This is a genomic window from Bradyrhizobium sp. USDA 4501 (assembly GCF_054062115.1).
The window spans coordinates 1,536,482-1,556,297 of the sequence record NZ_JBSSEX010000001.1 but is presented as its reverse complement, the minus strand read 5'-3'; the positions used below and the strand labels follow the sequence as shown (position 1 = coordinate 1,556,297).

Here is a 19,816-nt window from a genome sequence, read left to right as displayed (position 1 = left end):
ACAACAAGCACTGACCATCATGGGAGAACATCACGTGACGAATGCACCGATCTGGCACTGGTCCGCCGTCGACACGGCCGCGGCGATCCGAAACAACCAAGTGACGTCGGAGGAGGTGGTTCGCGCCCATCTCGACCGCATGCAGGACGCCAATCCGGCGCTCAACGCCGTCGTGGTCGATCTCGGCGCGTCTGCGATGCAGGCGGCGAAGGCCGCGGACGAGGCGCTGGCCGCGAGCAAGCGCGGAGGCGGCGCCGTCGGGCCGCTGCACGGCGTGCCGGTCACGATCAAGATCAACATCGACGTCGAGGGCCAGGCCAATTCGAACGGCGTGGTGGCATTCAAGGACAACATCGCGCCGGGCGACTCGCCGGTGACGGCCAATCTCAGGAAGGCCGGCGCCGTCATCATCGGCCTCACCAACACGCCGGAGTTCTCGCTGCGCGGCTTCACCGACAACCCGCTGCATGGCCTGACGCGCAATCCCTGGAATGCCGACGTGACCTGCGGCGGATCGTCGGGCGGCGCCGGCGCGTCGATCGCGGCCGGCATCGGCACCATCGCGCATGGCAACGACATCGGCGGCTCGCTGCGCTGGCCGGCGCATTGCAACGGAATCGCCACCATCAAGCCGACCCAGGGCCGCATCCCGGCGTTCAATCCGAGCGCGACCGCGGAGCGGCCGCTGATGGCGCAGTTCATGTCGTCGCAAGGGCCGCTGGCGCGCCACGTCGCCGACGTGCGCCTCGGCCTCGAGGTGATGGCGAAGCGCGACCCACGCGATCCTTGGTATGTGCCGGCGCCGCTGACGGGGCCGAAGCCGGCCGGGCCGATCAAGGTCGCGCTCGCAAAGATCCCCGAGGACATGGCGACCGATCGCAGCGTGATTGCGCTTCAGCGCAAGGCGGCGGATCATCTCGCCGATGCCGGCTATGCGGTCAGCGAGGTCGAGGTCCCCGACCTCAACAAGGTCTGGCAGCTCTGGTGCGACCTGATCATGACCGAGGTTCGCGTGTTGCAGCAGGACCAGATGCTGGCGACCACCAGCGCCGACTTCCAGAAGACGTTCCGCGGCTTCATGGCGCTGGCCAACCCGCTCGACCAGGCCGGCTACATGAAGGCGATCGCCGAGCGCTCGCGCCATATCCGGAACTGGATGACGTTCCTCGAGCAGTATCCGCTGGTGCTGATGCCGACCACCGTGCGCAAGACGCCGGAGGTCAACGCCGATCTCGGCGGCGATCAGCGCGTCAAGGATTTGTTCTGGAACGACCTGCGCTTCATTTCGTCGATGAACGTTCTGGGGCTGCCGGCGGCCGTGGTGCCGGTGGGTCTCGATGAGGGATTGCCGGTCGGCGTCCAGATCGTCGGCTCGCGCTATCGCGAGGACATGTGTCTCGACGCCGCCGAGGCGATCGAACGCAAGGCCGGCGTTCTGGCACGGCAATTGTGGCAGCAGCGCTGAGGCGATCCCGACGCCACCACGCATTATCCATTCGCATGATTCAGCGCACGCCGCGGCGAAATTTCGTCGCGGCGTTCGTACGATCGGAAACGCGAGCGTGCTGGCAGTCGAGCTGTGTTCCTTCTCCCGGAATTTCTGAGCGGAATCGCAGAGCGCCATGCCGGCGACGGGGTTGTCGGCGATCCCTGATTGCTTCAGGAGATCGTCCGAAACGTCGAAACGCCTGGGAACGAAATGTCCATCACGAAACGCTCGCATGTCCTGGTCGCAATTGCCGTGTGTCTCTCATTTGCGGCCGGCGCTGCCCGAGCGGAGGATGGCGTGCTGCGGGTCGGCATCATCACCGACATGAGCGGGCAATATTCCGACGGCAATGGCCCGGGATCGGTGATCGCGGCGCAGATGGCCGCGGAGGAAATCGGTGGCACGGTCGCCGGACGCAAGATCGAGATCATTTCGGCGGATCACCAGAACAAGCCTGATGTGGCGACCGGCATCGTGCGCAACTGGATCGACAACAAGGGTGTCGACGTGATCGCCGAAGGCGTCAATTCCGCGGTGGCGCTCGCGATCCAGACCGTGACGCGCGAACGCAAGAAGCTGTTTCTGATCTCGGGCTCCGGCTCGTCCGACCTCACCGGCAAGCAATGCTCGCCGACCAGCGTGCAGTGGACTTACGACACCTACGCCTCCTCGAACGCGACGGCGAAGGCCGTGGTTGCGCGCGGCGGCACGCCCTGGTTCTTCCTGACGGCGGATTATGCGTTCGGCCAGGCGCTGGAGCGCGATGCCAGCAAGGCCGTGACATCGGCCGGCGGCAAGGTGCTGGGCGCGGTCCGCCATCCCTTCGACACCGCCGATTTCTCGTCGTTCCTGCTGCAGGCCCAGTCGTCCGGCGCCAAGATCCTGGCGCTTGCCAATGCCGGTTCCGACTTCCGCAACGCGGTGTCGCAGGCCGACGAGTTCAATATCCGCGCCAGCATGCAGGTCGTCGCGCTGCAGGTGACGCTCACCGACGTGCCCGCGCTTGGCCTCGCGCATGCGCAAGATCTGCTGTTCACCGATTCCTTCTATTGGGATCGCACGCCGGAGACGCGCGTGTTCGCCCAGGAGTTCTTCAAGCGGCACGGGGCGATGCCGACCGCTTACCAGGCCGGCGTCAACTCGGCGCTTCGGCACTATTTCAAGGCGGTCGCCGCGACCAACTCGGTCGATTCGGAGACCGTGATCGCGCAGATGCGCAAGACCCCGGTCAATGATTTCTTTGCCCAGAACGGCCTCGTGCGCGAGGACGGCCGGATGGTGCACGACATGTATCTGATGCGCATCAAGAAGCCGGAAGAGTCCAAGAGCAAGTGGGACCTCTACGAGTATCTCGCGACGGTGCCGGGCGACCAGGCCTTCCGTCCGCTCGATGAGGGCGGCTGCCCCTACGTTGCCAAGTCGCACTAGCCCTGTCAGAAATTTGCATCGAGCCCTCGCGTGAGTTTTTCTCCTATCATGCGCGAGTTTTGATCGGTTGTCCGGCGCCGATCCTGACGATACGTTCGGATTGAGATCAGTCTTAGTTGGCGGATCATGCTCCTGCGCGGTTCCGCGCGAACTGCGGGCTTGCTGCGCGTTGACGTCGCTGAGACCTTCTCGTCCGCCCGGCTAGACCGGGCGCAGAGGCGATCTGGACAGGAGACGCAGCAACATGACGGGCGACATGGGTGTTCGGGCTGGCCAGTGCCATTGCGGCGCGGTGCGTTTCGAGGTGACGCTCAGCGACGGCTTCAATTCGATCCGCCGCTGCACCTGCTCTTACTGCCGGATGCGGGGCGCCGTCGTTGCCATGGCCGAAATGGGCGGGATCAAGATCCTGCACGGCGAGGATGCGCTAACAAGCTACCGCTTCCATACCGGATCGGTGCAGCACTTCTTCTGTTCGCGCTGCGGGATCTACACCCATCATCAACGGCGATCGAACCAGAACCTGTATGCCGTCAACGTGGCCTGCCTGGATGGTGTAAGCCCGTTCGACTTCCCCGAGGTGCCTGTGATGGACGGCGTCAATCATACGAACGACACCGGCAAGCCGACGCGCCGGGCAGGCACACTCCACTTCATCCCTGCCGACTGACGATCGCTGTCGGCCGACGACCGCCCGGCTCGTCGCGGGACGACGGTGAGAGGGAAGGGAGCCCTTCCACCGGTGGTCGTGCAACAAGTTCAGTGTCGTCCCTGCCTAGTGCGCAATTGCGCACGGAGCACGGACCCATAACCACCGATCGTCATTGTTTCACGACGCCGAAATGACGAGTCCCTTTAACAACCTCGGCCGCGGAGTATGGGTCTCTGCTTTCGCAGGGACGACAGCTGTGGTGAAATCAAGCGAGGCGTCATCGCGACGGCCCCATCACCGTGTTCACGAGGCACCATGACCAACACCATCGAGGCTTCCGACGGCGGCTACCGCTTCATGCCCGGCGTCAGCCAGTATTCCTGCGGCATCGCTGCGCTGCCCGGCTTTGCCATCGAGCGCGTCAGGTTCTCTGAACCGGTGCCGTTGGGCGCGGGTTTTGCAAGGATTGCCGACATCATCAAAGCGGCGGGTCGTCCGCTGACGTCATTTGGCGCCTGCGAACTGCGTTCCCCGGCGCCGTTCACCGAGGACGGGTTCAGGGCCTTCAACGAGATCTACATCAAGACGCTCGTGGCCTGGGGTGCGATGCGGGACGGCGTCAATCCGGTGGCGCGCAGCAATGTCTGTCCGAAGCTCGATCCGCCCGGTGAGCCGAGCTTCCACGCCTTCTGCTACACGGTGCCGGCCGCCATGGACGAACCAGCCAGCTTTGTCGTCGCCGGCAGCGGCGAGTCGGTCGAGGGCAAGGCCAATTATCGCGATCATACCGTAGCCCTCGGCGACACCAGCCCGGCCGGCCTGCTGGCGAAGGCGAAATTCGTGGCCGACGAGATGGAACGCCGGATGAGCGCGTTCGGCGGCCGTTGGCAGGACACCACCGCGGTGCAGCTCTACACTGTGCACGACGCCTATCCGGTGCTCGAAAGCGAGCTCGGCCGCCGCGGCGTGCTGCGCAACGGCTTGACCTGGCATTTCGACCGGCCGCCGGTGGTTGGCCTCGACTTCGAAATGGATTGCCGGCGCGTGCATCGCGAGCGCGTGGTGTGACGTGGCGGTCGCGTGATGCATCAAAAGCGCGTGTGGGTGCATGTGGAAGCGTGCGCCCTTTCTTGACACGGATCGCGTCAACCGTTTCCCTTCGCCATCGACGTCAGCGGCTGGGTGAGCGCGGGTGCAGAACGAATCTGTGATCAGGCGGCGTGATCTGCTGGCGCTGATTGGCACCATTGCCGGCAGTTCGGCGATGTATCACGCGATGACGAGCCTCGGCTTCGCGTCCGAATCCGCTTACAAGGGGCCGCTGAAGCTCGCAGGCGATGTGAAGGGCGCCTCGGTGCTGATTCTCGGCGCGGGGCTTGCCGGGATGACGGCGGCGCTGGAGCTGCGCAAGGCCGGCTACAAGGTCCAGATCCTCGAATTCAACAGCCGCGCCGGCGGCCGCAACTGGTCGATCCGCGGCGGCGACAGTTTTGTCGAGCTCGGCGGCTTCAGGCAGACCAGCCAGTTCGAGCAGGGGCTCTATCTCAATCCCGGCCCGTGGCGGATTCCCTATCATCACCGTGCGCTGCTCGACTACTGCCGCCGGCTCAATGTGACGCTGGAACCCTTCATCCAGCTCAATCACAACGCCTATCTGCACGCGACGCGTGCATTCAGCGGCAAGCCGCAGCGCTTTCGCAGCATCAAGGCGGATTTCCAGGGCGGGGTTTCGGAGCTGCTCGCAAAGATCACCCAGCAGGGCCGGCTCGACGAGACCGTCGGCAAGGAAGATCAGGAGATCCTGCTGCAGTCGCTGCGCGACTGGGGCGCGCTGGATCGCGACTACAAGTACAATGCCAACCTGGTGTCGGCCGAGTTCCGCGGTTATGCGCGCGATCCCGGCGGCGGCCTGATGGGCGATCCGCTGCCCAGCGAGCCGATCCCGCTGCAGGAGCTGCTGCGGTCGCGGATGTGGCGCTATCTGCAGACCTTTGCGCGCTACGATTTCCAGACCACCATGTTCCAGCCGGTCGGCGGCATGGACATGATCGGCAAGGCGTTCGCGCGCGAGGTCGGCGATCTCATCCGCTATGGCGCCAAGGTGACGCAGATCCAGCAGAACGGCTCCGGCGTCACCGTGAGCTATGTCGACACCGCCAGTCCATCGACGGTGCAGCAGGCCACCGCCGACTGGTGCATCTGCACCATCCCGTTGCCGATCCTGAGCCAGTTGCCGGTCGATGTCAGCGCGCCGATGAAGAGTGCGATCGACTCCGTGCCCTATGCAGCCTCGGTGAAGATCGGCCTGCAGTTCAAGCGGCGGTTCTGGGAGGAGGATGACGCGATCTATGGCGGCATCAGCTACACCGACCTGCCGATCCGGCAGATCGCCTACCCGAACTATGGCTTCAACCGCGGCGGCCGCGGCATCCTGCTCGGCGCCTATATGTATGGCGGTGCCAATTCGTTCGAGTTCACCGCGATGACGCCGGCCGAGCGGGTCGCCAGCGCGGTCGAGTTCGGCGCCGCGATCCATCCGCAGTACAGGAACGAATTCGAGAACGGCGTCGCGGTGGCCTGGCATCGCGTGCCGTTCACGCTCGGCTGCGCCGGCGAATGGACCGAAGCCACCCGCGCGCAGCATTACCGCAATCTCTGCCAGATCGACGGCCGTATCGTGCTGGCGGGCGAGCACGCCTCGCAGCTGCCGGCCTGGCAGGAGGGCGCCATCCTGTCCGCGCTCGACGTCATCTCCCGGCTGCACGAACGCGTGGTGAAGACATGATGATGCGGACCGCAACATCCGTCGTCGCTGGACTGGCGCTGCTGTGGGCGACGGCAGCCCTTGGGCAGGACAGCGGCGCGGGCAAGCGCACCTTCTCTTCGGGCTACCGCTTCGTCGAGATGACCGGCGAGGAGCTGTTCGCCAATGTGTGCCAGGGCTGCCACATGCCGGATGCGACGGGCGCCAGCGGGGCGGGCAGCTACCCGTCGCTGGCCGGCAACAAGAATCTCGAGGCCGGCAGCTATCCGGTCTTCCTGGTCATCAACGGCCGCCGCGGCATGCCGGCGTTCGGCGACATGATGACCGATGGTCAGATCGCCGCCGTTGTGAATTATCTGCGGACGCACTTCAGCAACAACTATGAGGACGCGGTGACGACCAAGGATGTCCAGGACGCCCGCCGCTGACAAAAACACTCGGGGAGAGTTTGATGAAATTCATCGGTATCACACTGGGCGCGGCGCTATCCGCGGTGGCGACGGTCGCCTGCGCGGATGTGGTCAGGCATCCGATTCCCAACTCGACATTCCCGATCGCGCAGGCCGTGACCGTCACCGGCAACACCACGACCGTCTATGTCAGCGGCCAGGTGCCGCCGGCGATCAACAAGGACGCCGATCCGTCAAGCCCGCAGGCCTATGGCGATACCAAGACGCAGACCGTCGGCGTGCTCAACCGCATCAAGACCATTCTGGAAGGCCAGGGCCTTGGCATGGGCGACGTCGTCAAGATGCAGGTATTCCTGGTACACAACGCATCCGCGCCGATGGACTTCAAGGCCTTCATGGAGGGCTACACCCAGTTCTTCGGCGGCAGCCAGCCGAACCTGCCGGCGCGCTCGGTGATCGGCGTCGCCGCGCTCGCCAATCCCGGATTCCTGGTCGAGATCGAGGTGATCGCGGCCAAGGATTCGAAATAAGGACTGCAAATAGCGTGCGCGAAACCGCGGAGCATGCGCGCGGAAATTGAAGGGCTCGCCGTCTTGCCAAAGCGCATGTCGCCTGTCTGAATTCGCTCTAATCAGGTGGCGGAATTCTGGGAGAGCATGATGTTGCACAAGGCTAGAGACACGGTTCGATCGCTGCGGCTCGCGGCAGCGCTCGGGCCGGCGCTGCTGGCAGCCGGCGCTGCGGCGCAGGGGCTGACCGAGCAGCAGCAATTCGCCCGCGGCATCTACCAGGAGCTGGTCGAGATCAACACGACCACCGCGACCGGCGATACCCAGAAGGCAGCGGAGGCGATGGGCGCGCGGCTCCGCGCGGCTGGCTTCCCCGAGGCCGACGTGCACGTGTTCTCGCCGGCGCCGCACAAGGGCAATCTGGTGGCGCGGCTGCGCGGTTCCGGCGCGCGCAAGCCGATCCTCCTGGTCGCCCATATCGACGTCGTCCCCGCCAACCGCGAGGACTGGTCGGTCGATCCGTTCAAGCTCACCGAGCAGGACGGCTATTTCTACGGCCGCGGCTCCAGCGACGACAAATACATGGCGTCCGCCTTCATCACCAATCTGATCCGCTACAAGAAGGAGGGCTACAAGCCCGATCGCGACATCATCGTGGCGCTCGAGACCGACGAGGAGATCCTCGATGCCAACGGCCTCGGCATGCAGTGGCTGATCAAGAACCACCGCGACCTGATCGATGCCGAGTTCGCGCTCAATGAAGGCGGCGGCGTCGGCCTCAAGAACGGCAAGGCGATCCGCAACAGCGTGCAGACCAGCGAGAAGGTCTCGATCGGCTACCAGCTCACGGTGAAGGATCGCGGCGGCCACTCGTCGCTGCCGCGCAAGGACAACGCGATCTATCATCTCGCCGAAGGCCTCGTGCGGCTCTCCAATTACAGCTTCCCGATGAACCTCAACGAGACCACCCGGATCTATTTCACCAAGACCGCCGAGGTCGACACGTCGCATGCCGACGATATCAAGGCCATTTTGGCGCCGCAGCCCGACCCGGCGGCGCTGGCGCGATTGTCGGAGAATCCGGGTTATAATGCGCAGCTCCGCACCACCTGCGTCGCGACCATGCTGGAGGGCGGCCACGCCATCAACGCGCTGCCGCAACTGGCGACCGCCAAGGTGAACTGCCGGATCTTGCCCGGCGAGCCGGTCGAGGGCGTGCAGGCGACGATCGAGCGCGTGCTCGCCGACAAGGAGATCGCGGTGGCTCCGACCGGCAAGGCCGTGCTGAGCCCGCCGTCGCCCCTCAACGAGGAGATCATAGGTTCGATCGAGAAGCTGTCGAAGGAGTTCTGGCCGGATGCGTCGATCGTTCCGGTCATGAGCACCGGCGCGACCGACGGCAGCTATCTGCGTAACGCGGGGATTCCGACCTATGGCCACTCCGGGCTGGCCGCCGATGTCGACGACAACCGTATCCATGGCAAGGACGAGCGCGTGCTCGTCAAGTCGTTCTACGAGGGCGAAGAGTATCTCTATCGCCTGGTCAAGATGCTCGCCGGCGGGAAATGATGGCTGACAGCAAGACAAGGACACGGGTTGCGGTCGCCGGCCTCGGCGCGATCGGCACCGACGTCGTCAAGGCGCTCGATCAGGGCATCGAGGGCCTCGCGCTGGTTGCGGTGTCGGCGAACAGCCCGGACAAGCATCGCGGCTGGGTGGCGGAGCTCAAGTCTGCGCCGAAGCTGGTGCCGATCGAGCAGCTGGCCGAGATTGCCGACATCGTGGTCGAATGCGCGCCGAGCAAACTGGTCCGTTCGATCGTGGCGCCGGTGGTCGAGCGCGGCAAGACCGCGGTCGTGCTCAGCGTCGGCGCGCTGCTGCAGAACGAGGACCTCGTCGATCTCGCGAAGACCCATGGCGGCCAGATCATCGTGCCGACCGGGGCGTTGATCGGGCTCGATGCGGTGACCGCCGCGGCGATCGGGACCATCCATTCGGCGAGGCTGGTGACGCGCAAGCCGGTCGCGGGCCTCGTCGGCGCGCCGCATCTGGTCGAGAACAACATCCGGATCGAAGGCATCACCGAGCCGCTGCGCATCTTCGAGGGCAGTGCGCGCGACGCCGCAAAGGGTTTTCCGGCCAACCTCAACGTCGCGGTGGCGCTGTCGCTGGCCGGCATCGGCCCCGACCGCACGAGGGTCGAGATCTGGGCGGATCCGACCGTGACCCGCAACACCCACCGGATCGAGGTCGATTCAGATTCCGCGCGGTTCTCGATGATGATCGAGAACATTCCCTCGGAGAACCCGAAGACCGGCCGCATCACCGCGCTGTCGGTGATCGCCTGCCTGCGCAAGCTGCGCGCATCGTTGCGGATCGGCACCTGATGAAGATTGCGCCCGACGATCTGTTGCTGGTCATCGACGTGCAGAACGATTTCTGCCCCGGCGGCGCGCTGGCGGTCGCGGACGGCGATGCCGTCGTGCCGGTCGTCAACCGGTTGGCCGGCCGGTTCGACCATGTCGTGCTGACCCAGGACTGGCATCCGGCCGGCCACAGCTCGTTTGCGACCTCGCATCCGGGCGCGGCGCCGTTCTCCGAGATCGCCATGCCGTATGGGCCGCAGACGCTGTGGCCGGATCATTGCATCCAGGGCAGCGCGGGCGCCGCGTTTCATCCTGACCTCGCCACCGAGCGGGCCGAGCTCGTGATCCGCAAGGGGTTCCGGGCCGCGATCGATTCCTATTCGGCGTTCTTCGAGAACGACCGCAAGACGCCGACCGGGCTCGCCGGCTATCTGCGCGAGCGCGGCCTCAAGCGCATTGTGATGGCGGGGCTCGCCACGGACTATTGCGTGCAGTATTCGGCGCTCGATGCGTGCCGGCTCGGTTTCGAGACTATTGTCGTGCTGGCAGGCTGCCGCGCCATCGATCTCGGCAGTTCGCTTGCCGTCGCCACCGCGGCGATGCGCGCGGCCGGGGTGGAGCTTGTCGAGGAGCTCGTCTGAGCGTCGCCAAAGAGGGGCAAAAACCGTTGTTTTGACTGGCTTTTTGTTCTAATCCCCCACCGTTGATGATCACGCGTAGCGGAGCTTTCGTGTCGGGACAGGTTTTGCGGATTGGGACGCGCAAGAGCGCGATGGCGCTCGCGCAGACGGATGAGGTCGCACGCCTGCTGCGCGCTTCGGCGCCGGACCTTGCCGTCGACATCGTCAAGTTCGAGACCCGCGGCGACCAGGACCAGACCAGCAAGCTGTTGCGTCATGGCGGCAAGGGCGGCGCCTTCGTCGCCGAGATCCGCGAAGCCATGCGTGCCGGCACCTTGCAGGCGGCGATGCATTCGCTGAAGGACGTGCCGGGCAACGAGGAGACGCCGGGTCTTGTCATCGCCGCGATGCTGGCGCGCGATGCCGCCAATGACAGCCTCGTGCTGCGTCCCGGCCTGTCGCTGGAAACGCTGCGCGCCGCGCGCGGCAAGGGCTTCATGATCGGCACCAACGCCGTGCGCCGCGCCGCCTATCTGCGCCGGCTGTTTCCGGAAGCGACCGTGATCCATTATCGCGGCGCCGCCGACACGCGCGTGGCCAAGCTCGATCGCGGCGACAAGCAGCGGCTGCCCGGCGGCGGCGACGTGGGGCCGGCGGATGCGCTGGTGATGGCGCGCTCGGGCCTGGAGCGCATCGGCATGACCGCGCGCATCGCGCATGATTTCTCGGTCGGCGAGATGCCGCCGGCGGTCGGCCAGGGCATTGTCGCGGTGGAATGCGTCGAGACCGACTGGGCGACGCGTGCGCGGCTTGCCGGGATCGACAACGTGCCGTCGCGGCTCGCCGCCGAGGCCGAGCGCGAGGTGCTGTGGGTGCTCAACGGTCATTGCAATTCACCGATCGCCGGCCACGCCACGCTCGCGGGCAGCGAGATGACGCTGCGCGCCTCCGTGCTTGACGAGGCCGGCGCCGGCTTCATCGAGGTGACGCGGCGCGGACCCGCGGACCGGCCGCGCGAACTCGGCCGCGCCGTGGGCATGGAGCTGCTGGAGAAGGGCGCCGCCGAGATCATCGCCCGCACCCGGGCGGAGGAATAGCGCGCGCTACGCCCGCAACGGCCAGCTGCCGATGATGCGGAAGCGCGATGCGCTGTCGGTCTGCTTGAACAGCGCGATGCGGTCGATTGCGAGCCGCGCGAGGTCGACCGCCGCGAACCGTGAGCGCAGCTGCGCCACGATCGGGCCGCGCCGCTCGTCGCTCAGCCGCCCTGTCAGCGTCATGTGGAAGCGGAACTCCTCCATGACGTAGGGATAGCCCCAGCGGTCGAGATAGTCGCACTGCCGCGCGGTGAGTTTCTCTGGCCTGCGGCGCGCGCGATCTTCCGGCGTCAGCGGCGCGCGGAACGCGTCGAATTCGGTGACGCAATCGGCGGCAAGCTGCTGCAGATCATCCGAGCGGCTGGCCGGGATCACCGCGATGAAGCCGCTGATCGCATCGACCACCGGTTCGATCACCGGAATGGGCTGCGCGCGGCCGGCGAAGGCGGCACAGGCATCGAGAAGCTCGGCCTCGCTTCGACCGTCGGCGAGCGCGGTGGGCGCTTTCAGCGTGGCGTGGAATCCATACTTGCGCGGATCTTCGGTGACCTCGCGCCAGTCCGGCGTCACGCCTTCGGGAAACGGCAGGTCGTCGCCCGACACCGCATCGTAACCGAGCAGTGTCGAACCGAAGCGGTGCAGGACGCTGTCGGGTGACGGCGCATAATAGATCGCGTAGCGCGGAGTGCTGGCCATGGGACTGGGCTACGCCGCCGCAACCGTCTTGCGCGGCGCGAGTGAATGAACGAGGCAGCTCGCGTCCGCCAGATGCACCAGCCGTCCGGCCGCTATTACGGCGATGATGCGCGGCCGCAGCGGCGCCTTGTCGTCGACGACGATGATGTCGGCACGGCGGCCCGCGGCGAGCACGCCGCGATCGGCGAGCCCGGCCGCGCGGGCCGGCGCCGACGAGATCAGGTCCCAGGCCCTGGCGAGCGGCAGGATCCCGTCGGCGGCGAGGCGGAACGCCGCGAGCAGCTGCGCCGGATAGTAATAGTCCGACGCCAGCACCGAGCAGAGGCCCTGTGCGATCATGTCGGATGCCTTGGTCCAGCCGGTATGGCTGCCGCCGCGCACCACATTGGGCGCGCCGAACACGATGAAATCGCCCGCCGCCGCGGCGTCGCGCGCGGTCTCCTCGTTGACAGGGAATTCGGCGATCACAGCGCCCAGCGCGCGAAACTCCTGGCGCATCGCCGGGCTGTTGTCGTCATGCGAGAGCATGCGGATATCGGCCGCGCGCGCGGCGGCGGCCAGTCGCGCGATCGAGGCGGGCACCTCGGGGCGGCGCGCCACGATCCGGTCGAGCATGTCGTTGACGGCCTCGACGGAGAGCCCGGTGCGCTCGGCCAGCTGGTTGCGCTTCTTCGGCTTGACGTTGCTATGGTCGTTGAAGGCGAACAGGTCGATGCGGCCTTCACCGAGCCATTGAATGATCTCGGCCTCGGCCTCGAGATTGTGGGTCTCGTGACGCAGGTGGAGGCGGGTGTCGGCGGCGAGCTGCGGCCGCAGCGCCTCGATCGCATCGAGTAGCTTGCGCGCATTCTCCGCGCTGCGCAGGCCGGGCTCCCACGACCAGGTCGTGCCGTGGAACACGGTGGTGATGCCGTTGGCGATCGCCTGCCGGTCGCTGTCGATCAGCGCCACGTCGGTCGGGAAGTCGACGCCGGGGCGCGGCATCATCTGCCGCTCGAACGCATCGCCATGCAGGTCGATGATGCCGGGCAGCACCAGGAGGCCACTGGCATCGATGTGAAGCACGGCGCGACCCTGCTCGGCGTCGAGCGCGCCGATGTCGCGGCCTGCGGTCCGCAGCGAGGTCTCGACCAGGGCGCCGTCAACCAGCGTGCGCCCGCCCTCGATGAAAATGTCCGTCACGATGCGGCGCTCCGTTGTTTGGCTTGCGATTGGGATACGGCCTCGGCCTCATGCTTGTCGAGGAATTCCTCGACCGCGAGCTTGCGAAAGTCGGGCAGGACGCGGCGGAGCGTCTCGTGATCCCAGTCCCACCATGCGAGCGCGGCGAGGCGGTCGGCGATCGTCTCGGAGAAGCGCCGCTTCACCGGCCGCGCCGGATTACCGGCAACGATGGTGTAGGCGGGAACGTCCTTGGTCACGATCGCGCCGGCGGCGACGACAGCGCCGGTTCCGATGTTCCGTCCTGGTAACAGGATCGCACCGTGCCCGATCCAGACATCATGGCCGATATGCACGTGATGCGCACGTCGCCAGTTGAAGAAGTCGGTGTCGTCGCTCTCTCCGGGGAAATACGCGCTGGCGCGGTAGGTGAAATGCGCTTGAGTCGCGCGATGCATCGGGTGGTTGCCGGGGTTGATGCGGGTCATCGCCGCGATCGAGCAGAACTTGCCGATCGAGGTGTAGGTGATCTGGCTGTCGTTCACGACGTAGGAATAGTCATCCATGCTGACTTCAAGCAGGATCGTGCGCGCGCCGACCTCGGTATATTTGCCGAGCTTGCTCTCACGGACCGACGCGGTCGGGTCGACGGTCGGCACAACCGAGAGTGTTTTTCCGGCCATCAGGGCCTCCGCAAATCTTCAAGAATCTTGGGCTTCCGGGGGATGCGCGCTCGTCATCGGGATGCTTGATGACAACATCATGACGTTGCGATGACGGCAAGGGAGCGACAAGGGAGGGGTGTGGACGATCGCCGCACCGCAGCGCTGTCGTCACATAACTGTAAAACGCCGGGGATAGCGATGACCCAACGAGGCGCGGTTGGAGCATTACATGCTGGTGGTGGAAGGTTTGACGTGCCGTTTCGGCACGAAAGCCGCAGTCGACAACGCGTCCTTTTCGATCGCGCCGGGCAGCTTTGTCGGCGTGATCGGCCGCTCCGGCGCCGGCAAGTCGACGCTGCTGCGGATGATCAACCGTCTCGCCGATCCGACCTCCGGCCGTATCCTGTTCGAGGGCACCGACGTCACCGCGTTGCGCGGCAAGGAACTGCGGCGGTGGCGCGCGCGCTCGGCGATGATCTTCCAGCAGTTCAATCTGGTCGGCCGCCTTGATGTGCTGACCAACGTGCTGATGGGCCGACTGGCCCAGATTCCGTCATGGCGCTCGCTGGCGCAGGTCTGGCCGGAGCAGGACAGGGCGCTCGCACTGTCGGCGCTCGAGCAATTCGACATCGCCCAGCTGGCGGCACAGCGCGCCGACCAGCTCTCCGGCGGCCAGCAGCAACGCGTCGCGATCGCCCGCGCGCTGGTGCAGGAGCCCGACATCATTCTCGCCGACGAGCCGATCGCCTCGCTCGATCCGCGCAACACCAAGATCGTGATGGACGCGCTGCTGCGCATCAACAAGCATTTCGGCATCACAGTGCTTTGCAATCTGCACTCGCTCGACCTGGCGCGGACCTATTGCGACCGCCTGGTCGGCATGGCCGCAGGTCGCGTGGTGTTCGATGGCGCCCCCGCGGCGCTCACCGACCATATCGCCCGCGAGCTCTATGACCTCGAGGCCAATGACGTCATCGGCGCAGCACCGCTGCCCGCGCCCGACGGTGCAACTGCGTCGGCACTCGGCACCGCAGCCGCGGCCTGAGCGTCGCGCATTTTTCAATCTGGGAGGCCGGGCATTTTGCCCGGCCAACAGGTGCAACTACAACAAAAGAGGGGTAGTCATGTTCACTCGTCGCATCATTCTGGCTGGCGCCGCCGCGCTGGCATTTGCCGGTTCGGCCTCCGCGCAGGACTGGAAGGCAAAGTATCCGGAGCTCACCTTCGCGGTGGTGCCGGCCGAGAACGCCTCCGGCGTCACCGAGCGCTGGACGCCGTTCGTGGCGTATCTGTCGAAGGAGCTCGGCGTGAAGGTCACACTGCGCATCGCCAACGACTACGCGGCCGTCATCGAAGGCCAGCGAGCCGGCAACATCCAGATCGCCAGCTACGGCTCGGCCTCGTTCTCTCGCGCGCGCCTGACCGGCGTCAAGACCGACGCGTTCGCCAACGATATGAACGCCGACGGTTCGACCGGCTATTACTCGGTGTTCTTCGTCAAGGCGTCGAGCCCGTACAAGACCGTCGAGGACCTGAAAGGCAAGAATCTCGGCCTGGTCGATCCGAACTCGACGTCCGGCAACAACGTGCCGCGCTTCGAACTCAACAAGATGGGCATCGCGAACGCCGAAGGCTTTTTCGGCAAGGTCGTGTTCACCGGCAGCCACGAGAATGCCGTCCTGGCGCTGTCGCAGGGAACCGTTGATGTGGCCGCCAACCAGTGGACCAACGAGGATGATTCCACGCTCGCCCAGATGCTGACCAAGGGCATGCTGAAGAATGCCAACGGCTCGGCGATGAAGAAGGATGATTTCCGCATCATCCACAAGTCGGCGCTGATCATCAACGGCCCCTATGCGTACAACACCGATCTTCCGGAGGACCTGAAGGCCGCGATCGCAAAGGCCTTCTTCGACGCCCCGACCAAGGACAAGGCCGCCTTCGACCGTCTGTCCGACGGTCAGAAGAAGGGCTTCCATCCCGCCACCACCAAGGATTGGGACGGCACCACCGAGCTGATCAAGTTCGTCGACGGTTTGCGAAAGAAGGCGAGCTGATCGCACGCCTGACGTCACGAGGGCCGGGCGTATAGCCCGGCCCTTTCTCTCCACTCAACTCCGAACCGGACTGGCACGCGTCGATGGCGACCGCCGTATCCATTCTTCCAGCGCAGCAACTGGCGACGCTGGGGGACGCCTACCGCAAGTCCGTCGCACGCAAGCGGTTGAAGGCCGCGCTGGCAACGGCGGCATTCTGTGCGGTGCTGGTGATCGCGGCGTTCGGCGCGGAAGTGAACCTGCGCACGCTGTTCACCTATTTCGGCAATTTCGTCAGCTATTTCGATCGCATCCTGACGCTGGATTCCGGCGCGCGGGTCTGGACCGATCCCGCCGAATGGTTCTGGGGTTGGCATAAGTGGCTGAAGATGCTCGGCGAGACGATCCTGATCAGCTATGTCGGCACGCTGACGGGTGCCGTGCTCGCCTTCGCGCTCAATTTCTTCGCGGCCCAGAATACGTCGCCGGGCCCGTGGGTACGTTTCACGATCCGCCGCCTGCTGGAATTCGCTCGCACCGTCCCCGGCATCGTGTTCGCGCTGATCTTCGTGATCGCGTTCGGCCTCGGGCCGATGGCCGGCGTGCTGGCGATCGCGATCCACACCACCGGGGCGCTCGGAAAGCTGTTCGCCGAGATCGTCGAGAATGCCGACATGAAGCCGGTCGAGGGCATCCGCTCCACCGGCGCGAGCTGGCTGTCCTGCATGCGCTTTGCCGTGCTGCCGCAGGTCTCGGCCGGCTATGCCAGCTATGCGCTGCTGCGCTTCGAGATCAACGTCCGCGAGGCGTCGGTGATGGGCTTCGTCGGCGCCGGCGGCATCGGCCAGGAGCTGGTGGTCGCGATCCGCAAGTTCTACTATTCCGACGTCAGCGCCATCCTCATCACCATCATCGTCACCGTCTTCATCATCGACATCTCGACCGGCTGGCTGCGCGGCCGGCTGTTCGGCAAGGAGACCCGTCGATGAGCCAGATGCCGAGGCCGGACACCGCGGAACTGCGCGCGAAGTACCCCGACGTCTTCGAACGTCCCACATCGGCACGGCTGGCGATGCCGGCCATGATCGTGGCGGCGCTCGCGATCTTCGTGTTCGGACTGGTCGATCTCGATTTCTCGCCGTCCAGGCTGATCGCGGGCCTCGGCCAGCTCGGCTGGATCACGATGCTGATGCTCCCGCCGAATCCGGGCTCGTCGTTCCCGCTCTACATGCAGGCGCTCGGCGAGACGCTGTCGATCGCGGTGCTCGGCACCACGCTTGCCGCGGTTTTGGCACTCCCGGTCAGCCTGCTGGCGGCGCGCAACATCATCCCCTCGAACCTGATCCGCTTTCCGGTGCGCCGCTTCCTGGACTCGATCCGCGGCGTCGATACGCTGATCTGGGCGCTGGTCTGGATCAACGTCGTCGGCCTCGGCCCGTTCGCGGGCGTGCTCGCAATCATGGTGTCGGACTTCGGTGCGTTCGGAAAGCTGTTCTCGGAGGCGATCGAGGCCGCGGATCGCAAGCAGGTCGAGGGCATCCGCGCGTCCGGCGGCAACGCGCTGCACGAGATCCGCTTCGGCCTGCTGCCGCAGGTGCTGCCCGTGATCGCCGGGCAGGTGCTCTACTTCATCGAGTCGAATACCCGCTCGGCCACCATCATCGGCATCGTCGGCGCGGGCGGCATCGGCTTGCAGCTTGCCGAACAGATCCGCGTGCTGGAGTGGCAGAAAGTATCGTTCCTGATCCTGATGATCCTGATCGCGGTTGCCGCGATCGACTTCATCTCGAGCAAGCTGCGCTTTGCGATCATCGGCCAGCGTGCCGTGGTGTAGAACCTTGCCTCGCCCTGCTCTTGCGGGACGCCTCGAGTTTTGTACCGCACTATGCGCTGCGACCGTGAAGATGCGCGAGGGAGCGCCAGGCGTGATGCGTGAGCGTTTCAAGGCGCCGTACGGTATCGACGCGAGCGATTGCGTCGTCCGCGATCGTCGTTCCATCCGCCACAGAGTCGAGCGTGGCCTTGCGGTGGTCTCTCCGCACTTCGCCGAGTGCTTTCGCGCAGTGTTCCAGATGCGCAAGGGCCTGCTCGGTCGATGTCCCGGCTGTGGCGAGTGCCTTCCCTGGGTGGTGCGACCGCGTCGGCGCTGTTCTCGGCTTGATCTTTCTGGCGGAATCGGAAGCGTCGGGCACGACAGCGACTTCAGCGGCGAGCGATGCCGCGCTACGCATGGCCTCCACGCAGAGTTCCACCGCGCGCATGTCCTGGGAGCCGCTGGGGAGCCGACCGAGTTCGATTTCCTCGCCGAAGGTTTCGGCCAGGCGAGACGCGTGGTCAAGTGCATGTACCGTGCTGGTGAGCCGCCGCTGCTCATTCTGCGATTCAGGAGGTCCACTTACTTCTGATATGAACTCCTGCGCCTGGCGCAGGGCAGAGGCAGCTTCCCCCGCTGGCACTGTGTTTCTCGCCGGGACGGAGGCGTCCTGACTCGCTGTTGACAGTGCTGTCGCCAATGATCCGCACATCGCTTCAAGCGCGCGCGCGACCGTGCGTCGCACTGCCTCGACGGTTGCGATCGGGGTCGCGAGCGCTGCCGGATCCAGGCACCTGGTCAGCGGTGAGCCTCGTTCGGGCAGGATGCGCTCGACGAACCGGGTAAAGCCATTGATCACAGGCAGCAGCACCAGGACGCCGATGACGTTGTAGGCGGTGTGATAGGCTGCAAGCAGCGTTACACCACCAATGCTGTCTGAGGCGCGGACCAGAAGGGGAATGGTCACGGGGAAGAGCACCAGCGCAATAGCCGCCGCAATCAGCTTGAACAGGATGTACGCCAAGGCCAATCGCTTGGCGGTGCTGCTCGCGCCGATTGCCGCCATGGCGGAACTGGTCGCCGTTCCGATGTTCTGCCCAATGATCAGTGCGCATGCCTGGTCTAGGCCGATGGCTCCAGCATAGTGTGCCGAGAGCGTCACCGCGATAGCCGCGGTCGACGATTGCATCACGGCGGTCATCACCAGTCCGACGACGGCCAGCGCCAGCACCCCGTACAAGCCGGCCCACCAGGTGGCGCCGAGAACGGCCGGCAAGTCCGCCGGGTGCAACCGTTCGGCTAGTCCTCCCATGCCCTGCTGCAGGGTCGTCAGCGCGAACAGCACCAGCGCGAACCCCGCAAGGGCTGCTCCCGCTGCGGATACACGGCCACCGCCCAACAGCTTGATCAATGCGCCGACGAAAATCATCGGGAGCGCCGCGGCCGTGAGGGAGACGCGAACGCCGATCAGCGCAACGAGCCAGCCGGTTCCCGTGGTTCCGACGTTCGCACCGAACACCAGGGCCAGCCCTTGTGGAAAGGTCAGCACGCCCGCGCTTACCAGACCGATGGTGGTCATCGTCGTGGCGCTGGACGATTGCACGATCAAGGTCACGATGGCGCCCCACAGCGCCCCGGATAGCGGGGTCGCTGCTGCCTTGCTCAGGACTGTCCGCAATTTGGATCCGGCGAGTCCCTTGAGGCCGGCGGTCATGACGCTCATGCCAAGCAGGAACAAACCAACTCCACCGAGGACCGAGATCGCCGTCGACATGCGTGCTCTCTTCGCAGTGCACCGACAATTGAACCAATCAACCTAAAGCAGCGGCGCCCTGAAGTCAGCACGGGATGAGGATTTGTCATCCGGCCGATCCCGCGACGGCTTTTTGGTCGCACGGGTCGAACTCAGAAGGGCGCGGCACACAGGCTTGCGGCGAGTCCTTGTTCGAGACACATGCGACAATGTCGCTTACTCAATTGCACCGAGCGCTAAAAACATCTCGGGATTGTGAAGCTGCCTGCATGCGCGGCAAGAGACTTTCGGGTCTATGCTAAGTTTCGGCCGTGCATCACGCGCGGAATAGGGGCAGCACTTCGAGCCATCAGGGAG

The 19,816-nt window shown here is 65.5% G+C and carries 19 protein-coding genes; 15 read left to right on the top strand and 4 right to left on the bottom strand.

The window, feature by feature from the left end:
- Window positions 1–19 precede the first annotated feature (19 nt).
- The 11 genes from ACVWZM_RS07275 (at window position 20) to hemC (ending at window position 11,335) form a co-directional block, all read left to right on the top strand.
- A complete protein-coding gene (locus ACVWZM_RS07275) occupies window positions 20–1,465 on the top strand; it encodes an amidase family protein (protein WP_168857221.1) in 1,446 nt (481 codons plus the stop codon).
- A gap of 234 nt (window positions 1,466–1,699) precedes the next feature.
- Complete coding sequence (locus ACVWZM_RS07270; protein ID WP_456852301.1) at window positions 1,700–2,917, top strand: ABC transporter substrate-binding protein; 1,218 nt, start codon at window positions 1,700–1,702, stop codon at window positions 2,915–2,917.
- 244 nt (window positions 2,918–3,161) lie between these two features.
- On the top strand, window positions 3,162–3,587 hold the full coding sequence (locus ACVWZM_RS07265) for a GFA family protein (protein WP_076829027.1): 426 nt from the start codon (window positions 3,162–3,164) through the stop codon (window positions 3,585–3,587).
- 297 nt (window positions 3,588–3,884) lie between these two features.
- Window positions 3,885–4,637 (top strand): 2-amino-5-chloromuconate deaminase CnbZ, encoded by a 753-nt coding sequence (gene cnbZ, locus ACVWZM_RS07260; protein ID WP_057018823.1) that lies wholly within the window; start codon window positions 3,885–3,887, stop codon window positions 4,635–4,637.
- Window positions 4,638–4,761: 124 nt separating this feature from the next.
- Window positions 4,762–6,354: an NAD(P)/FAD-dependent oxidoreductase gene (locus ACVWZM_RS07255; protein WP_082653918.1), complete on the top strand. Its 1,593-nt coding sequence runs from the start codon at window positions 4,762–4,764 to the stop codon at window positions 6,352–6,354.
- Window positions 6,351–6,761 carry a c-type cytochrome gene (locus ACVWZM_RS07250; RefSeq protein ID WP_244558863.1) on the top strand — a complete coding sequence of 137 codons (411 nt, stop codon included), beginning with the start codon at window positions 6,351–6,353 and terminating at the stop codon, window positions 6,759–6,761. Before ACVWZM_RS07255 ends, ACVWZM_RS07250 begins: the two co-directional genes overlap by 4 nt.
- A gap of 23 nt (window positions 6,762–6,784) precedes the next feature.
- Window positions 6,785–7,273 (top strand): Rid family hydrolase, encoded by a 489-nt coding sequence (locus ACVWZM_RS07245; RefSeq protein WP_083715065.1) that lies wholly within the window; start codon window positions 6,785–6,787, stop codon window positions 7,271–7,273.
- Between the two features lie 126 nt (window positions 7,274–7,399).
- Window positions 7,400–8,821, top strand: coding sequence for a M20/M25/M40 family metallo-hydrolase (locus ACVWZM_RS07240; RefSeq protein WP_076829119.1), 1,422 nt, complete (start codon window positions 7,400–7,402; stop codon window positions 8,819–8,821).
- Complete coding sequence (locus tag ACVWZM_RS07235; RefSeq protein ID WP_076829023.1) at window positions 8,821–9,639, top strand: aspartate dehydrogenase; 819 nt, start codon at window positions 8,821–8,823, stop codon at window positions 9,637–9,639. Before ACVWZM_RS07240 ends, ACVWZM_RS07235 begins: the two co-directional genes overlap by 1 nt.
- Window positions 9,639–10,259, top strand: a complete 621-nt coding sequence (gene pncA / locus ACVWZM_RS07230; protein ID WP_168857219.1) for a bifunctional nicotinamidase/pyrazinamidase — start codon at window positions 9,639–9,641, stop codon at window positions 10,257–10,259. Before ACVWZM_RS07235 ends, pncA begins: the two co-directional genes overlap by 1 nt.
- 65 nt (window positions 10,260–10,324) lie before the next feature.
- Window positions 10,325–11,335 carry a hydroxymethylbilane synthase gene (gene hemC, locus ACVWZM_RS07225; protein ID WP_456852298.1) on the top strand — a complete coding sequence of 337 codons (1,011 nt, stop codon included), beginning with the start codon at window positions 10,325–10,327 and terminating at the stop codon, window positions 11,333–11,335.
- A 6-nt stretch (window positions 11,336–11,341) separates the two neighbouring features.
- Here hemC and ACVWZM_RS07220 read toward each other — a convergent pair whose 3' ends face one another.
- From ACVWZM_RS07220 to ACVWZM_RS07210, 3 genes are read right to left on the bottom strand one after another with little or no spacing between them, the layout of a single operon-like run.
- Window positions 11,342–12,031 carry a DUF1045 domain-containing protein gene (locus tag ACVWZM_RS07220; protein WP_168857217.1) on the bottom strand — a complete coding sequence of 230 codons (690 nt, stop codon included), beginning with the start codon at window positions 12,029–12,031 and terminating at the stop codon, window positions 11,342–11,344.
- Between the two features lie 9 nt (window positions 12,032–12,040).
- Complete coding sequence (locus tag ACVWZM_RS07215) at window positions 12,041–13,213, bottom strand: alpha-D-ribose 1-methylphosphonate 5-triphosphate diphosphatase (protein ID WP_347340116.1); 1,173 nt, start codon at window positions 13,211–13,213, stop codon at window positions 12,041–12,043.
- Window positions 13,210–13,875, bottom strand: a complete 666-nt coding sequence (locus tag ACVWZM_RS07210) for a transferase hexapeptide repeat family protein (protein WP_076829014.1) — start codon at window positions 13,873–13,875, stop codon at window positions 13,210–13,212. The genes ACVWZM_RS07215 and ACVWZM_RS07210 overlap by 4 nt, the downstream gene beginning before the upstream one ends.
- 211 nt (window positions 13,876–14,086) lie before the next feature.
- On the opposite strand from ACVWZM_RS07210, the gene phnC reads away from it, so the two are divergent.
- The 4 genes from phnC to phnE (ACVWZM_RS07190) all read left to right on the top strand — a co-directional run bounded on the left by phnC (window position 14,087) and on the right by phnE (ACVWZM_RS07190) (window position 17,727).
- A complete protein-coding gene (gene phnC / locus ACVWZM_RS07205; protein WP_076829012.1) occupies window positions 14,087–14,902 on the top strand; it encodes a phosphonate ABC transporter ATP-binding protein in 816 nt (271 codons plus the stop codon).
- A 79-nt stretch (window positions 14,903–14,981) separates the two neighbouring features.
- The gene (gene phnD, locus ACVWZM_RS07200; RefSeq protein WP_076829010.1) at window positions 14,982–15,914 is read left to right on the top strand and encodes a phosphonate ABC transporter substrate-binding protein; all 933 of its coding nucleotides are present in this window, start codon (window positions 14,982–14,984) and stop codon (window positions 15,912–15,914) included.
- Window positions 15,915–15,997: 83 nt separating this feature from the next.
- Window positions 15,998–16,882 carry a phosphonate ABC transporter, permease protein PhnE gene (gene phnE / locus ACVWZM_RS07195; protein ID WP_057018813.1) on the top strand — a complete coding sequence of 295 codons (885 nt, stop codon included), beginning with the start codon at window positions 15,998–16,000 and terminating at the stop codon, window positions 16,880–16,882.
- On the top strand, window positions 16,879–17,727 hold the full coding sequence (gene phnE / locus ACVWZM_RS07190) for a phosphonate ABC transporter, permease protein PhnE (RefSeq protein ID WP_057018812.1): 849 nt from the start codon (window positions 16,879–16,881) through the stop codon (window positions 17,725–17,727). The genes phnE (ACVWZM_RS07195) and phnE (ACVWZM_RS07190) overlap by 4 nt, the downstream gene beginning before the upstream one ends.
- Window positions 17,728–17,776: 49 nt before the next feature.
- On the opposite strand, the gene ACVWZM_RS07185 is transcribed toward phnE (ACVWZM_RS07190), so the two are convergent.
- Window positions 17,777–19,480: a Na/Pi cotransporter family protein gene (locus ACVWZM_RS07185; RefSeq protein WP_168857216.1), complete on the bottom strand. Its 1,704-nt coding sequence runs from the start codon at window positions 19,478–19,480 to the stop codon at window positions 17,777–17,779.
- Window positions 19,481–19,816: the final 336 nt, after the last annotated feature.

Bases quoted from the DNA above. Each gene is read 5' to 3' on its own strand.
- phnE (WP_057018813.1), top strand. From the start codon at position 15,998: ATGGCGACCGCCGTATCCATTCTTCCAGCGCAGCAACTGGCGACGCTG.
- cnbZ (WP_057018823.1), top strand. From the start codon at position 3,885: ATGACCAACACCATCGAGGCTTCCGACGGCGGCTACCGCTTCATGCCC.
- pncA (WP_168857219.1), top strand. From the start codon at position 9,639: ATGAAGATTGCGCCCGACGATCTGTTGCTGGTCATCGACGTGCAGAAC.
- ACVWZM_RS07245 (WP_083715065.1), top strand. From the start codon at position 6,785: ATGAAATTCATCGGTATCACACTGGGCGCGGCGCTATCCGCGGTGGCG.
- hemC (WP_456852298.1), top strand. From the start codon at position 10,325: ATGATCACGCGTAGCGGAGCTTTCGTGTCGGGACAGGTTTTGCGGATT.
- ACVWZM_RS07235 (WP_076829023.1), top strand. From the start codon at position 8,821: ATGGCTGACAGCAAGACAAGGACACGGGTTGCGGTCGCCGGCCTCGGC.
- ACVWZM_RS07275 (WP_168857221.1), top strand. From the start codon at position 20: ATGGGAGAACATCACGTGACGAATGCACCGATCTGGCACTGGTCCGCC.
- ACVWZM_RS07210 (WP_076829014.1), bottom strand. From the start codon at position 13,875: ATGGCCGGAAAAACACTCTCGGTTGTGCCGACCGTCGACCCGACCGCG.
- ACVWZM_RS07250 (WP_244558863.1), top strand. From the start codon at position 6,351: ATGATGATGCGGACCGCAACATCCGTCGTCGCTGGACTGGCGCTGCTG.
- ACVWZM_RS07220 (WP_168857217.1), bottom strand. From the start codon at position 12,031: ATGGCCAGCACTCCGCGCTACGCGATCTATTATGCGCCGTCACCCGAC.
- phnE (WP_057018812.1), top strand. From the start codon at position 16,879: ATGAGCCAGATGCCGAGGCCGGACACCGCGGAACTGCGCGCGAAGTAC.
- phnD (WP_076829010.1), top strand. From the start codon at position 14,982: ATGTTCACTCGTCGCATCATTCTGGCTGGCGCCGCCGCGCTGGCATTT.
- phnC (WP_076829012.1), top strand. From the start codon at position 14,087: ATGCTGGTGGTGGAAGGTTTGACGTGCCGTTTCGGCACGAAAGCCGCA.
- ACVWZM_RS07270 (WP_456852301.1), top strand. From the start codon at position 1,700: ATGTCCATCACGAAACGCTCGCATGTCCTGGTCGCAATTGCCGTGTGT.
- ACVWZM_RS07240 (WP_076829119.1), top strand. From the start codon at position 7,400: ATGATGTTGCACAAGGCTAGAGACACGGTTCGATCGCTGCGGCTCGCG.
- ACVWZM_RS07265 (WP_076829027.1), top strand. From the start codon at position 3,162: ATGACGGGCGACATGGGTGTTCGGGCTGGCCAGTGCCATTGCGGCGCG.
- ACVWZM_RS07185 (WP_168857216.1), bottom strand. From the start codon at position 19,480: ATGTCGACGGCGATCTCGGTCCTCGGTGGAGTTGGTTTGTTCCTGCTT.